This is a genomic window from Palleniella muris (assembly GCF_004792655.1).
Lineage (GTDB): Bacteria > Bacteroidota > Bacteroidia > Bacteroidales > Bacteroidaceae > Prevotella > Prevotella muris_A.
In genome coordinates, this window is record NZ_SRZC01000001.1 from 204,174 (window position 1) to 220,234 (window position 16,061).

Annotated in this window: 9 protein-coding genes; 2 read left to right on the plus strand and 7 right to left on the minus strand. The window is 50.3% G+C overall.

The features are described from left to right. Window positions 1-54: 54 nt before the first annotated feature. Both E5358_RS00840 and E5358_RS00845 read right to left on the minus strand, forming a co-directional pair. Window positions 55-321, minus strand: coding sequence for a type II toxin-antitoxin system YafQ family toxin (locus E5358_RS00840; RefSeq protein WP_135938480.1), 267 nt, complete (start codon window positions 319-321; stop codon window positions 55-57). Continuing rightward, window positions 318-548: a hypothetical protein gene (locus E5358_RS00845; protein ID WP_135938481.1), complete on the minus strand. Its 231-nt coding sequence runs from the start codon at window positions 546-548 to the stop codon at window positions 318-320. The genes E5358_RS00840 and E5358_RS00845 overlap by 4 nt, the downstream gene beginning before the upstream one ends. Before the next feature lie 458 nt (window positions 549-1,006). Here E5358_RS00845 and E5358_RS00850 point away from each other — a divergent pair, with 458 nt between their 5' ends. Continuing rightward, on the plus strand, window positions 1,007-2,347 hold the full coding sequence (locus tag E5358_RS00850) for an NADP-specific glutamate dehydrogenase (protein WP_135938482.1): 1,341 nt from the start codon (window positions 1,007-1,009) through the stop codon (window positions 2,345-2,347). 367 nt (window positions 2,348-2,714) lie between these two features. On the opposite strand, the gene E5358_RS00855 is transcribed toward E5358_RS00850, so the two are convergent. Further along, on the minus strand, window positions 2,715-5,840 hold the full coding sequence (locus tag E5358_RS00855; protein ID WP_277821112.1) for a DUF4450 domain-containing protein: 3,126 nt from the start codon (window positions 5,838-5,840) through the stop codon (window positions 2,715-2,717). 251 nt (window positions 5,841-6,091) lie between these two features. On the opposite strand from E5358_RS00855, the gene E5358_RS00860 reads away from it, so the two are divergent. Continuing rightward, window positions 6,092-6,802 carry a tyrosine-protein phosphatase gene (locus E5358_RS00860; protein WP_135938483.1) on the plus strand — a complete coding sequence of 237 codons (711 nt, stop codon included), beginning with the start codon at window positions 6,092-6,094 and terminating at the stop codon, window positions 6,800-6,802. Between the two features lie 260 nt (window positions 6,803-7,062). On the opposite strand, the gene E5358_RS00865 is transcribed toward E5358_RS00860, so the two are convergent. From E5358_RS00865 to E5358_RS00880, 4 genes are all read right to left on the minus strand, one after another. Then, window positions 7,063-9,081, minus strand: coding sequence for a family 43 glycosylhydrolase (locus E5358_RS00865; protein WP_135938484.1), 2,019 nt, complete (start codon window positions 9,079-9,081; stop codon window positions 7,063-7,065). A gap of 63 nt (window positions 9,082-9,144) precedes the next feature. After that, on the minus strand, window positions 9,145-11,625 hold the full coding sequence (locus E5358_RS00870; RefSeq protein WP_135938485.1) for a glycosyl hydrolase 115 family protein: 2,481 nt from the start codon (window positions 11,623-11,625) through the stop codon (window positions 9,145-9,147). Window positions 11,626-12,064: 439 nt separating this feature from the next. Next, window positions 12,065-14,224 (minus strand): hypothetical protein, encoded by a 2,160-nt coding sequence (locus E5358_RS00875; RefSeq protein ID WP_135938486.1) that lies wholly within the window; start codon window positions 14,222-14,224, stop codon window positions 12,065-12,067. A 104-nt stretch (window positions 14,225-14,328) separates the two neighbouring features. Then, the gene (locus tag E5358_RS00880; RefSeq protein ID WP_135938487.1) at window positions 14,329-16,047 is read right to left on the minus strand and encodes a RagB/SusD family nutrient uptake outer membrane protein; all 1,719 of its coding nucleotides are present in this window, start codon (window positions 16,045-16,047) and stop codon (window positions 14,329-14,331) included. Between the last annotated feature and the right edge of the window lie 14 nt (window positions 16,048-16,061).

Sequence of the window (16,061 nt, forward strand, 5' to 3'; positions counted from 1 at the left end):
TTCATCCTAACTGTTTTTCGTCCAAATATCCTATAAACATGATTACCTAACAGTTCAAAAGACTTCAGAATGACTGCCGACACGAACCACTTGGATGCTGTCATCATCTACCCAAACAAGGAGAAAATCACTTTCTATATGACATTCCAAACAGCCTTTATATTCTCCTTTCTGTGCATGCACCCTGAATCTTTCCTCAAGAGTTTCACCGTTAGCCAACCGCCACAACACGTCAGACAATTCTCTCATCTTCTTCACATCGTGGCGGATTCTCCTGATATCTTTCTTTGCTTTGGAAGAATACAGTATCTCTTTCGTCATAGCATCATCAAGGATTTCAACAATTCCTCTTTCGAAGAATTGTCAAGTTTACCGGCATAATCACCCCTTCTGAGTTCGTTTATCGCCTCCAAAGTCTCTTTGTTAGCTTTCTCTTTGCTATCAACATTGACCACTTTGACGTTTATCACACCATGAAGCAATTTAACCGCAGCCTTCAATTTGGGTATTAGCGAGTTATCCTCAACAGTCAGAATAATTTGTTTCATAAGCACTTTTAGTGTTTTTTATTTAGAAACCGGTACGGTAGTGTGCAACATACCATAGGAATTCCTATATGGGTACAAAGGTACAAATAAAAAAAGAAAAAAACTCAATCTGCAGGTTGTTTTTTTATAATTACAGACAAAATCACCTCACTTTGGCGGTTATCGCAAACATTCAGTTTTGCGATAACCGCCATTTTTGTTTCATTTCACCAACAGGCAATCCTCCTCCGTCCCACCAACTGTAAGGGCTCATGGAATTGATGTATTTCTATTGGAAGCGCAAAAAACAGCGCATAACTTACAAAATGTAGTCTGTTCGTGTATTTTTTCGGTCATTTTGTTGTGTATTTCAAACTTTCTTTGTAATTTTGCAACCACAAAACAAGATGCTTTGCTTTTATAAACAAGTAATAAGGTAAAAGGATAAAACAATTCAACAAATAAAAACAGCAAAGATTATGAACGCAGCACAAGTTGTCGAAACTCTCAAACAGAGATTTCCAAATGAGCCGGAATACATCCAGGCAGTAAGTCAGGTACTTCCAACCATCGAGGAAGAGTACAACAAGCATCCGGAGTTCGAGGCGGCAAACCTCATCGAGCGTCTCTGCATCCCAGACCGCATCATCCAGTTCCGTGTGTCATGGGTTGACGACAAAGGCAAGGTTCAGACAAATATGGGCTACCGCGTGCAGCACAACAATGTCATCGGCCCTTACAAAGGAGGCATCCGCTTCCACGCATCCGTGAACCTCGGCATCCTGAAATTCCTCGCTTTCGAGCAGACTTTCAAGAACTCTCTGACAACTCTCCCTATGGGTGGCGCGAAGGGTGGTTCAGACTTCTCACCACGCGGCAAGTCTGCCAACGAGGTGATGCGCTTCTGCCAGGCTTTCATGACAGAGCTTTACCGCCACGTGGGTGCTGACGAGGACGTTCCTGCAGGCGACATCGGCGTCGGCGGACGTGAGGTCGGCTACATGTTCGGCATGTACAAGAAGCTCACTCACCAGTTCACCGGCATGCTGACAGGCAAGGGCCGCGAGTTCGGAGGTTCACTCATCCGTCCTGAGGCAACAGGCTACGGCAACGTATATTTCCTTTGCGAGATGCTCAAGACACGAGGCATCGAACTGAAGGGCAAGAAGGTGCTCATCTCCGGTGCGGGCAATGTGGCACAGTACACAGCAGAGAAGGTGCTCCAGCTCGGCGGCATTCCTATGACAATGTCTGATTCCGACGGCTACATCTATGACCCGGACGGCATCGACCGCGAGAAACTCGACTTCATCATGGAGTTGAAGAACATCCAGCGCGGACGCATCAAGGAGTACGCAGACGAATATCCTACAGCGAAATACGTTCCCGGCAAGAAGCCTTGGTTTGAGACAGGATGCGAGATTGCGCTCCCTTCCGCAACACAGAACGAAATCAACGAGGAGGCAGCGAAGGCTCTTGTGGCAAACGGCGTGATAGCTGTATCAGAGGGTGCCAACATGCCTTGTACTCCTGACGCTATCAAAGTGTTCCAGGATGCGCAGATTCTCTACGCTCCGGGCAAGGCAGCAAACGCCGGCGGCGTGTCAGTTTCAGGTCTCGAGATGTCACAGAACTCCGGCCGTCTCTCATGGTCTGCCGAGGAGGTTGACAACAAGCTCCACTGGATTATGGAGAACATCCACGAGAACTGCGTGAAGTATGGCACAGAGGAGAACGGCTACATCAACTACGTGAAGGGCGCAAACGTTGCCGGCTTCATGAAGGTTGCCAAGGCAATGATGGCTCAGGGCATCGTGTAACGTAAAGTCTCATAAACACATAAACACACCAGACGGCGTGTCTGCCATAACCGGCAGGCGCGCCGTTTTTGTGTTTATATATGTTGGGAAAGTAGATTTTTGCATGTAGGAAAAAGCATTTTGGAAATCCCACGGCATCCTTCCTCAGAGCAGAATGCATTGAGTGACAAAATGAAAGGTTACCTTTCGCCATGCAAAAGGTAACACTTTGTTTGGCAAAAGGTAACGCTTCACCATGCAAAGCGTTACCTTTCGTAATGTCGCCTATGCTTTAACATCCATTAGTGTTTCGGTTTATAAAAACCACCAAAACACCTCTCGTTTTGTAAGTGATTTTATTGTTTCACTTACATATAGACAAAAAGAATTACTCAACTATTGTCGCAGCCATCAGACCTATGACAACATCGTTGGCACTTGTCGTCAGGCGCAGGGACTTCAAAGGCTTGTTTTCCTGAAGAGGGATGTAAAGCACTGTCGCCGCACCACCGGGAATGGTGCGCGAAGTGAAACCTTTCAGTCCGAGAGCCTTGTCCATGTCGTTGCTGACAATACCCGATGCAAGTGCAATGCGGTAAGGGCGCGGAGTGTCGATGCGGAACGCCTTGCCGTCGACATAGAACTCCTGCTCTATCGGAGCCCAGTTGTCCGGATTGCGAAGTTCCAGCTCTCGGCTTGTGCCGTCTGCATATTCCACCGTCACAAGTCCGTTGCGGTGACGGCACTGCATGTGGTTCGTGCTGCCCGCAAGAAGCAGATACATCCCTTTGCCACTGCCTTCGAGGGCGACACTGACCGAGTCGGGATAGTTGTCCCACAACGAAGTGAAGGCTATGTTCCTACCCTCTTTATAGGAACGGAACGGCACTCCCTGTGGCATGCGGAACACTCCGTCGGTGATTTTCCCACGGAATCCTTTGTCGTCTATGTCCGCCGTGTCCTTCGGGTGACACCACTCACCGATACCCTGTAACGGTATCTGCAGCGTAGTGTAAGGAGAGCGAGGTGAGGCATACGTGTTGCGGAAGATGTCTGTCACGCTTGCATTGACCACACTGTCAAGGTTTATCATGCGAAAAACCGCCATTTCATCGGTGTTTGGCAGCACCGTGCCATAGTCTTTTTTAGACCTCGCAGTAACGGAAAGCGACTCTGAGAATGTCCACCACTCCACTTTTCCCTGCCTTGCGAGGGCAAATGATTGCTTTGTCTCTGACGGTTGGCTGCGGTCATAGTCAATCGGCGAACCGCTCCACTTCACCACCACCTTGATTTCCTTTGCATACGGACATTTCACAACAATGCGTGCGCGTCCCACACTCACGGCATTCTGCGGAGTGACACGCCGCCCGTTGACCGTCACAGCGTCGTAACTGTCGAGCAAGGCGGGTATGGTAAGCACCACATCGGCAGACTTCATGAAGCGCGGTTTTATTGTATAAGTTTCTGTAAAACCCTTGCGCCGGAAGTCGATGTCTATGTCCGTGGAGTGCAGGGAAGCATAATCCCATGCGGCAGGAAAGCCCGGCGTGATGTTCACCTTATCATTGAGCAAGTCCGGAGCTATGCCGAACAACCCCTGCACCAGCACCCTTGACGCCATGCCGACAGGGTCGCCGAAGTCACGGTAGCACTCGCCGCGGGCGCGGTCGTAATGGCTTATCTGCCCGAAATTGCCAGGACAATGCCCGAGATACATGCCGTCAATCACCGAACTCTTGAACAGTCGGTACGCCTCTTCCGGTCTGCCGGCCTGCCAATAAGCCAGTGCCGTATGCCATACCTCGGCAAACGCCACATTGTTTATGCTCCATGCGTAAGGCATCCAGTTGGTTGTGCTGATGGTATGGTAGTCGCCCTCCAGCCCTTTTCCCGTCACAGGGATGTGCGGAATCTCACGGTCGACATATTTCGTGGCACGGTAATATTGGAAAATATCGCTCACATCGGAGTCTATGGCGTGATAGACTGTCCACACGGCAGGCGAGGTGTGCAGGTCACGGTGTCCCATAAAGTCCTCTAACTCAGCCCAGCAGCCTTTATCCTCCATCCACAGGCGCGCATTCATCGCCGCCTTTATGCGCTCCGCCTCGCGTGCATACCGGCTGCCGTCCTCGCCAATCAGTTCGGCAATCCGTGCCGCCAGCCTGTTCGCGCGGTAGTTGTAAGCCGAGGAATGCGTCACCGCCCCACTGTTGTAGTACAAGGCATCGCTCGCCCAAATGCAGCAATAAGCGTCATAAAGTGCGTCATCATTCGGGTCGAAATTGCGCTTTTCCCACTCCAAATGGCGCGTGATGACATTCCACATCTTCCTTGCATAATCGACATCGCCTGTCCAGCAGAGGTGCCACATGAGCTCATCGATGTAGCAAAGGTTCATGTCGTAATGGTGCATCTGGTTGTTGCGGTTCGGGTTGCGGCAGATGTATCCGTTGCTGTACATCTGCGTCCCCCACTTCTTTTCGGCACGTGCGTTGTTCATTTTCGCGTCCTGCGTAGGATGCGGATATATCGGTTCGCGGTCTGTGACCTGCGAGTTTGCATAGTTGTCAAAATGCTTCCGTGCGCGGTCATGCCACCCCAAGCAGTCACCTGCGTAGGCAGCACGCCAGCCACTCAGCGGCATTCGCCACGCATTGGCACCGTGGAGCCACACCTCACCGTCCCAAATGCCGTCGGCAGCCGCCATGAGTGCACCGCCGAGTGTGTTCATGTAAGGGTCGGGAGTGACAATCTCCAACTGCGAAACCAACGCTTTCCGTGCCTCTTCAGCCTTTGCATAGAGCTTTCGTCCCTCAGCCGTGGTGACACGTCGGAGAGCATTGTCCTCATATATTATATACAATTCGTTCTTCGAGAAATCATGCTCCGCACAGGTCGGCGAGGCTGTCAGCGAGGCTTCAAAGCTGTCCGCCTTGTCCACACCAAGGTCGCCGTTGCGCTGAAGTTTCTTCGCGCGTATGTCGCCTATCTGCGAACGCAGGCGCATTTTCACCTTGTCCGTGCGGAAAACCCATATCGCGCCCTCTTTGTCTGCCATCGGAATGGCGGTGACGGACAGCGTTCCGCTGCCCATACGCTTGTCTTTCAGCGTGTAATACCTGCGCCCCGGAGTGTAGCGCGCCTTGCAGTAGTCGGTGGAATCGAGGGCAATGGTGTTGCCGTCAAGCATCATCCGGAATGCAATGTGCCAGCTTTTCGGCTTGTTGTAGACAGCAAACACGGGGCGGTCGCTCGTCTCCAACCGCCAGACGGTGTGCGTGCCGTACAGCGGTCGTGTGAAACGGTTCTTGCCGTTCACACAAACGAAGTCATTACCCTCGGGAAAATACTGCATGGAGCGTTCCGCTGCCTTGCCGCTGACGTCATTGGCAGTGAACAGCTGTTGGGCAGAAAGTGGAACGAAAAGCAGCATGAAAAGTCCCGAGGCAAGGGCTTTGCCACGCGTAAGAATGCGGATTGCGGACTCGGGGTTATGTTTTTTTCTCATTGTTTTGTTATTAATGTATGGCTTAGTGGTTGATTCTTGGTTTGCTGATGTGCAGCTTATCTTTTGCAAAGATACTGATTTTCCTCAACAAACCGGCACATTAAGCGGCTTTTTTGCCATCAAAAACTTCTGTCATCACTGTTTTTTTTGCTCTTCAAGAAACAGATTTTTAAAAACATAAAGTTTTTTTCTATGCCCAACATTTGCATATATCAATTATTTTGCTGAACTTTGCAGGAAAATACGAGATTATGTTTTTCTTCAAATCCAAGATAAAGGTTTCGGAGTCCGCCCTGCTGAACGATTTCACCGACTGCCACTGCCATCTTCTCCCCGGAGTAGACGACGGTGTGAAGACTGTGGAGAACACGTTGCGGATTCTTGACATGATGCACCGCCATGGTGTCCGTGAGGTATGGCTTACGCCACATATAATGGAAGAACACCCCAACAGTCCCGAGGATTTGCAGCACCGTTTCGAGAGCCTTCCTTATGATGGTCCGATACAGCTGCACCTTGCCGCGGAACACATGATTGACAGAGAGTTCTGCCTTGAACGCGCATCAAAACTGCCACTGCAAGGGGACAAGCTGCTGGTGGAGACAAGTTACTTCAACCCTCCTATCAACATGAAGGAGACTCTGAGAGACATCAAGGTGTCAGGGCTGCACCCTGTCCTTGCCCATCCATGCCGTTACCAGTACATGGAGCCAGAGGACTACGAGGAACTGCACAGCCTTGGCATAATCTTCCAGCTCAATATCCCTGCCCTGACAGGAATCTACGGCCCTGCAGCGGAGAAGAACGCGCAATGGCTTCTTGACAAGGGCTATTACAGTCTGGCAGGAACCGACACGCACAGTGTTACGCATTTCAGGCATTTCCTTGACAGCAAGATGCCAAAGAAACTTATGAGAAAGATCGAAAGATTCCTTGAAGAGCTGAAGCAGCAACAAGGATGACCACATCCTTTGTGTGGAAACATTGCATAAAAACGCTTTTACAAACTAAAACAGGGGCCGGCATTTCTCACGAGATGCCGACCCTTCTCCTTACTATTGTGCTAACCATGAAAATCTACAATAGTGGAAAAAATACATATTATCAAACAACTTTTCATCAATTTCCGGGTGTTGGTTATAGGTTCAGGGGTGTTGGTATGAATTTGTTTTGCTATTATTGATGACTAAAACCCACAGCCAACGACCCAATACCTTCCAACTTACAATGTCGGCTTTACGGGCTTTATGGTGCCGTCAGAGTTGAAATACATCCTGTCGATGCACACCTCACGGTAGTAGCCTGCCGACCATCCGCGCTTCAAGCCGTCAGGACGTTGGAAACGGTGGTAGACGATGTACCACTCATCTGTGCCCGGCTTGCAGATGACAGCATGATGACCTGTGCCGTAAATCTGACGGTCAGGGTCTTTGCGGAGGACGACAGCGTCCTTGACAGGTTCCGTTATTGTCGTCGGAGAGTCACCCATGGCGTAGCGCACACGGTACTCCGTACTGCGAGTGTCGTTCTCCGACCACATGAAGTAGTACTTTCCGTTGCGGTAGAAGACATAGCTTGCCTCATTGTAACGGAACTTCCGCTGCTCGCCTCGTGGGATTACATAGGTCAGAGTCTCATCCTTCACCGACAGCATGTCATCATTGAGCTCCGCACAGACAAGGAACGAATTGCCCCAATACAGGTAATACTTTCCGCTGACAGGGTCATGGAACACATCAGGGTCGATGATATGCCCGCGCATCGGTCCGCTTTCGGGATTCGGAATCATAGGTTTGCCGAGCGCATCCTTGAACGGTCCTGCGGGATTGTCTGCCGTTGCCACACCGATATTGCCGTTGGCGACAAAATAGTAGAAGTACTTGTACTTCGCTTTCTTTCCCTTTCCGTACTTGCGCTCTATGATGCACGGCGCCCAAAGGCAGTTGTCTGCCCACGCCACATCTGTCCTCAGGTCAAGTGCCTTGCCCTCATGCCGCCATGTCTTCATGTCGGCTGAGGAGTAGACTTCCGCATCATGGTTGCGCCATTCCTCAGCACCGTCGGTGGTTGGATAGAGGTAATAGCGGCCTGTCTTCTCTGAATAAAGTATCTCAGGGTCGGCAAAAAAGCCTTCGATGACAGGGTTTGCCTTGTTCGGCTCTGTCACAGGACGATAGGCATTATAACCTTTCGGATTCTCCTTCCAATGCTTCTCCAGCCGGTCAGCCTCTTCTCCGGTGATTTGCACGATAGCACCGTGCTTCGGGGAATAGAAGTTTAGCATGCGCATCTTGCCGTTGTTAAACTCCCCAAGGTCTTTATAGGTCTTGAAATCCGTGGTCTCCACAAAACCGAAGGTCATCGGTTTCTGGCGATAGATGTCATACATCACCACCCAAACATCCTCACCGATGCGCTTGAACACGGTAGGTGCCTCACAACCGACAGGCGATGCGTCGACATAACCGTCAGAGACCGTCCACTCGCCCGTGGGACTGTCGGACACGGCATGCCGTATTCCTGCCTGCCGTTCGTGGCTGACGTACATCAGATGATAAGCATCGCCAACCTTGGTGATGTCACCGTCGATGACCGAAACCTTCGGATCGTTGTGGCGGAAAAGGACTTTCGGCTCGGATTCCATGGCATTGAAATCCTGATTTACATAGACATAATAGAGTTTGTTGGCATCCTTCCTTTGGCGCATGGTCAGATGCACCATGAGTTTCCCTGCCTTGTCATCGTAGAAAGTCTCAGGAGCCCATGCGCAACCTATCTCTTTCCATGCCGGGAAGAGTGTGTCAAAGTTCAGCACAGTGTGGCTCCAATGGAGCAAATCCCATGATTTCATCATCACGATGCCACGGTTGTTGCCCCAGCCATAGTCTTTGCCCGGACGTTCCCACTCCGTCGTGCGCTTGCCGTCACGCTGCCCGAAGACATGCAAGTCGGTCATGGTCATGTAGAAAGCGCCGTCAGGTCCGCGATAGATGTGTGGGTCGCGGATGCCTTTCTGCATGGCAATGGTGTCGCCGGCGATGACGGGATTGTCATCGTTGAGTGCCGTAAACCGGCGTCCGTCACGGCTGATTGCCATGTGCAGGCCGTGGTCCTCGTCCTTATGGTAGACCATAAGGTAGGCTTTCATGTCCTTTTCCTCCGGCACATTGGTCATGCTGCCGGCTGCAAAAGTTGGCAGAGAGGAGGATATTATCAGTAAAGATGCGAGTAGATGTTTCATTTTTGATTAGGTTGTTTTTATGACAATACTGACAGTAGTGTCAATATTGTCAGTATTGTCCCATTATTTCACCGGAATCAGGTAATGCGTTCCGCGCTTCAGGTTCGGATCAATCATCCACTGGTCAACGACAATATTCGGGTCAAGAGCCTTGATTTCAAGCCTGTGACTGCCCTTTGAGAGATTGACTTTCAGCGTGCGCCGTGCCTGTCCGCGCAGCACATTCACCTTCCATTGCTCGGAACGGAACGGCTCTTTCTGTGAGAACACCGTCGGCTCTGCTCCGTCAATGCTCACTTGGAAGCGCAAGTCACCGCTGTCGTTCGGCTGCGTCGGGATAAGGGCAACTGTCAGATTCGCCTCGCCCTCGTGGTCAAATGTGAAGTCATAGGTCAGTGTGCCGCCCTTCTGCAGTGGCACAGCGTTCATCGAATGACCTAACATCTTGACTGGCGCAGTGCCCTCCGGAGCGGTGGTGAAGGACGATGCGTTGCGCGCCACGACACCGTCAAGGTCTATGGCGTGATACTTCCGGGCGTTGGTTTCCGTTGCAGAAGCCGCCTTGACATCCTCATCCGTGAAGAGATAAGGCAGGACAGGCGCACCCATCGACGGCAGACGGCGAGGATTGTTGTCCATAATATCATGCCATTTGCCGTTCGCCAGATCATTATTATAATAGTCGGTCATCACCATAACCCTGCGATAAGCGTCAAGACTCCTTACACATGCCGCCTTCATCTCTGCCTGTTTGCCGTTGGAAAGCTGGCGCGCACGCTGCGCTTCAAGCATTTTCACGGCATTGAAGGCTGCTGATTTCACAGGGTACTCCACCGCTGCGAAGAACGCATCGTGAAGGCGTGCCGGGATATTCCTCTTTGCTACACTGTCGACAACAGCCACAATGCGGTGGTAATCATCAAGATAACGGTCGAGTTCATTGCCGAACTGTGTGGTGGAGAACTCACTGTTGCGCACCGGAGAGAGACCGCGGTCGTAGATTTTCTTGTCCCTTTCCACCTGTGACCATCCCATAAACTCCGGGCGACGGATACCGCAAAGCCTGTAAAACTCCTTCATCGCCGGGGCAAGTGCATTGGCTGCCTCCGCCCCGAACTGCGTTGTGAGCCACTGTTTCAGATGATTGTCAAGAGTGCTGCCGTTTACACAGTCGATATTCCACGCCATATCGAGGAACAGTTCAAGGTCGTAAGCAGATACTTTCGGGTCATGGACATTGGCAATCCACAGCTTGCGCACATTATGGTCATAAGCCTGACGCATCTGATGGAAGATGAGTCCCGGCTGCGTGGTCGTCAGCCAAAGATGGTCATGAGGGCGTCCCCAATAGCTGAGGTGATAATAGACACCGGCGCCTCCCTGCCTTTGCTGCTCGCGAGGGTCGGACAGGCGGGTTATGTACCCATAATTGTCGTCGCACCACATCAGGGTTGCGGTCTCCGGAACGCGCAGTCCTTTCGTGTAAAGCTCAAGGACTTCCTTATAAGGCACAAAGACCTGCATCTGCTTCCGTGGGTCACCGATATGTTTCGCGATAAGCTGCTGCTGGTCGTCGATGACTTGTTGCAAGGCGTGGAACTTCTCATCGGCAGTCTTGTAGCCCTCCATCGAACCGTCGTGTATTCCTCGCATGCCGATGGTGAACATGTTTGTCGAGGACTTGCTGACCTCTTTCAGGCGGTCTGTCCAGTAGTTCTGCACCGCCTCACGGTTCGTTCGGTAGTTGAATGCGCCACGCTCCTTGACCTTCCACTCGCCGACATTGTTCCTCAAAAGCGGCTCACAATGGGATGTGCCGATGAATATTCCGCAGCTGTCGGCGACAATCTTGTTCCGGGGATTGGCGAAAAACGCCTCCGTTCCCTCGTGCATCGCAGGCCATACGGCATTGGCGCGAAGGCGCAGGAGCAGCTCAAAAACACGGCGATAGGTGTCTGTCGTTATGCGCCGTCCGTCACTGCTGCTCCACGGGCGCAATGACCAGTCCTCGTCATTAATGAAAATGCCGCGCTTCTCCACCGACGCGCTCTGCTTTGTCATGTAGTCCGTGGCGATTGTAAGGCGCGGCTTGCGCTCGGGAGTGACATCGCCCCACCATACCCATGGCGACACACCGGCGATGCGGCTCAGTTCGAGCAGGCCATAAGCCGTGCCCCTGCCGTTGCCGCCTGCCACAAGAATGCGTCCTTCATGGACTTTGACAACAAAAGCATCCGTGCCGTTCCGCAGGAAATCCGTGTCAACACCGGCTTTCATGAGGCATTGCTTCTCCGCCTTTCCGGCCTTGTCAAGCTGAACGATTTGTATTGTCGCACGCTTCATGTCGGCACGCTGCGGCTCCGCATCCGTCACCATCCGCATGTCGGAATTGAACATCCTCAGTGCGACAGTGACCACCGGGTCGGTACGTTTCTGCACGGAAAGCGTCACAGGCTTCCCATTGCCGAACCATACAAGCTCATCGGCATTCACCGGCACGAGTGAGAAGCAGGAAAGGAACAGTAGGATTATCTTTTTGCGCATGGTATATGTTTTTACAGTTTTTACGGTTAGTTTGATAAGGAAAATGCAGGTATGTTTGTTTTCTTCCGCAAAATTAATGAAAACAGACGAAATAACAATGTAAATCCGTGCGCATAAGATGTGATTTCGTATAAAAACACATGGTTTTGCGAAGAAGAAATCATGGTTTCCCAAAAGGTTACGCTTTGCATGACGAAAGATAACGTTTTGCATGGTCAAAGGTAACGCTTTGACGTGCAAAGCGATACCTTTCATTTTTACACAATTATATCCTTGGTTATCAAAGCATTACAACAAAAAAAAGACATTATCACTCGAAGAATCCACGGAAATCATCAGAATCCGCATTAGAAACATTTCCAAAGGGAAACCTACCGACAACAAAAAAGGACGCCGTTCATGGCGTCCCTTTTTGTTTATAAATTATCCTCGTTGAGGATTACTTCATGATCATCTTCTTTCCGTTGTGGATGAAGATAGAGCCCTTAGCAGGCTTCGCGATGCGCTGACCTGCGAGGTTGTAGTAAGCACCTGCGTTCTGAGCGTTCTCACCGGTACCGATGTTCTCGATGCCTACTGAACCGCCCTTCACACCGAATACCTTTGCGTAGACAAGGGCTGTGTCGATACGATAGAGCTGGAAGCCGAGAGTCTTCGTGCCGTCCTCCTCATCGATAACGTAAGCACCGCCTGCCTTGCTGCCAAGAACCTCACGGCCTGTACTTGCGATTGGATAAGCAACATCCTCACCCTTTACCTGAGCGAAATACTCGTCAGCTGTTGCGCATACAGGGTGGATAGAGTTGCTGCCATAGCTATTGATTGTGTTGACTATCACGATGTCGTTAGCACCGATACCTTTGAACTTGACAGTGTTGTAGTTGTTCTTTGTAGCATTCTGGGTAAGACCGATGCCCTGGAGAACCTGAGCAGCAAGACCGTTCCAAAGAGTAACACCCTCGAATGTTGCAGCAGCCTTCTCCTCTGTCATGTCAGTGTCAGCAATAACCCAGCGGTGTATGACGCACTCTGAATCGTCAGCAACATAGCCGAATGGATAGACAGCTGTATAAACAGGGTTGCCCTTGTCGTCAACAGCAGGGCTGCCATCCTCACCCATTACAGGCTGGTTGACGTCATAGTAGAAGAGACGCTTGCGGGCTGTCCAGTTGTTCTCACCACTTGTTGTTGCAGAATTCAAATCCTCTATGGCAGCGAAGCCAGCAGCCTTGATTGTCTCCGGAGTCATACGGGCAAAGTCGTAGCTATTCTTAAGCTCGTACTCGATGTTGTTCTCTATAGTTACTACAGTAGCCTGATAGCCGAAAGCAGATGTTGTCACAGTCAGAGTACCTGCCTCAGGAACAGTAACTGTGGTACCTGTAGGAAGCTCCTCGCCGCTCAATGTAGTGCCGTTCTTGCCATTGAATGTGTAAGAGATGAACAATGTTGGAGACAATGGCACTTCAGCGTTGCTTACAGTAAGTTTGTACGTCTTAGCGAAGCCTTCTTCCACAGAGATAACGTCAGCGGCAACTGCAGGGAGAGCACAAGGTGAGCAGTCAACTTCCATAGTAATCTCGTTAGACTTAGCAGTACCAACCTCTGTCCAAGCTACCAATGTACCACTTGTTGTAGTAGAATACTTGTAAGAACCAGTGCAGTCGTCGTATCTTACTTCTGCAACATCACCCTCAGTTCCCTTTACCTTCAATGTCTCACCAGGTTTGAATGTGATGGTGTAAATACGGAGGTTCGGGTTAAGATTGCCTTCTTCGTCTTTTCCAAGACCAGTGAGAGCCACAACAGGGTCGTTTGCCACATCCTGAGCAGACTCGCAAGTGAGGCTGATGTTATCAAAGTAGTATCTTGCCTGATAACGTGCAACCATAACGTTCAAGCCCTCTGCATACATGCTGATTTCTGTGCCGTCACACTCTGTAGCAGGGATTGTACGTGTACCGGAAGTAACAGTAGTACCCATAAGGTCACTAACGTTGTACTCTATGGTACGAGCATTAACGTCAACGTTGAGAGAAACAAGGTACCAAGAACCTTGAGTAAGATTAACAATGTTAGACTCATCACCATTCACGAAATATGCATCACCTGTAGCGATATCTGCCTTTTGTGAAAGGTCAAAGAGGAAGCCAACATAAGCAGCTGGGTCTGTGATTTCATTTCCGTCTTGATCCTTAAGGTAAGTCCAGCGGTTGATATAAGGCTGATTGGCCGGAGCGGAAAGGTTAGATACAACTGTGATTGCACTGTTGTACTGGTTGTTTGAAGGTTGTTGTGGGCAAAATTCGAATGTCAAGGTATATTTGCCATCTTCAAGGATAGAGGCATTCTCACCATAGACTTCGGCACCCCAATTCAATACAGCGTTACGGCCGTTGGTTGCACCGCCAAACAACTCAAAGTACGTGCCTTGGTCATCAGTCAGGATGTTCATGGCCTCACCACCATAAGTCCAGCCTGTCTCCGCAGAGCTTGTCACGCCTTCAAAGTTCTGCGAGAACAGCACGCGTGTACCCGCACTTACATTAGAGATGCAGAGCATCGTCAATGCAACGAGAGAAAGATAAAACTTTTTCATACGTTTGATTTTTAGTTAATAATAAAATTGATAAATTAGTAATGATATATTTCTTTATTATGTGGCAGGGCAAGAGTGTCCTGCCACATAATAAATTTATTTTTTTATTCCCATCCAGGAGTCTGGGTGAGTGCACCGGACTTCAGGATTTCGCTCTGTGGCAGAGGGAAAAGGTTGAACTTGTCCTCCCAATTACGGGCAGTGATGTATGATGGGTTGGTCACTACATTGTATGTGAATGACTCATCAGCATTCTTTGTGATTTCCATCACCTTGATGTCCTTGAAGTACTCTGCACCCTTCTTCCAGCGGCGCACATCGAAGAAGCGGTGTCCCTCGAATGCGAGTTCCACGAAGCGCTCGTTCTCATAACGCTTTGTGAACGCTTCTGGGCTGAGTCCTGTCTTTATATCAGGCTGTCCGGCACGCTTGCGCACGATATTGATAGCCTGTGCAGCGGTGCGTGTAAGTCCCTCACCTGATGTGTAACCGTCACCGAAGTAGTTCAGCACAGCCTCAGCATAGTCGAGATAGATGCCGCCAAGGCGGAAGAGTACCCATGTATGGTAGGATGTAGTTGCGTTGGAAGCACCGATGACCTGTGTCTTCTGCAGATACTTTTTCAGGTAGTAGCCTGTAGGAGTACCGTAAACAACAGAACGGCTGTTGCGACCGCCGTAGTAAGTCTCCAGCACAGCCTTTGCGTCTGTTGCCAGTCCGTCAGGCCAACGCTCGCCGTTGACAGCGATGGTAGCTGCGAGGCGTGCATCGCGGTTGGCGTATGGGTTCTGCGCATCGTAATCCGGATCCTCAGTGATTGTCAGGCCTTTCTTTGTCTCATAAGCGTCGACAAGGTTCTGGGTAGGGCAGTTGCCGCCGCCTGCGTTCTCCATACCAATTGGGAAGTTGTTCTTCTCGAAAGAGTTGGAAGCAGCGGTACGTGTGCCAAAAAGGATTTCTTTTGTGCACTTTGAGTAGCTGTCAACAGCGAACAGGTCGGCGTATTTTGAAACCAATCCCATGTTGCGTGATGTGCAGGCATTGATACATTCCTGAGCACGGAGAGCAGCCTCTTTCCAGAGTTCCTTGTTGTTTTCAGGATTGAAGAGTGGGCTTGCGTGGTACAGGGCAGCACGTGCGCGGAGAGCCATCACAGTGAGGTTGTTGGCGCGTCCGTTCTCGACAAGTCCGAGTTCAGAATAAGCCTTTGAGTAATCCTTGATGATTTCATCCTTTATAGCATAACATTCGTCGTCGATGAACTTGAAGATTTCCTCAGCCGTCGCGCGTGGAGTGTTGTTGGCTGTCTCAGCGTCGACATAGTTTACGATGAGCGGCACACCGCCATACTGGCGCACCAACTGGAAATAGAAGTAAGCACGCATGAAACGCGCCTCATACTGGAAGTTGTTGTACTTCTCCATCTTAGCCTCATAGTTGATGTCAAGCTTATAGTCATCGAACGTCAGATTGGTGAACTTGTCAAGGAAGAGGTTGCAGTAAGAGATACCGTGCCAGCACTTGTCCCATACAGAGGAATTGGCATTGGCAGGTCCCCAGTTGCCGTTGAAGAAGCTCTCGACAGAGTTGCCCTGATGAGAATAGACAGCCTCGTCGGTTGCAGATGCGAGCATTGCTCCGCTGTAGTTTCCCCAATCGGAGTCAAGGTCACGGTAGATGGTTGTCATCAAGCCATTGACATTTTCAAAATTCTCCTTGATGTAGTCCTCGCCGTCAACCTTATACTCGTGGTAGTCCATGTCGCATGAGGTGAATCCCAGCGAGAGAGCCACGCAACCGAAAATTATATTCTTTAGTTTCATAATTGTTGTTCAGT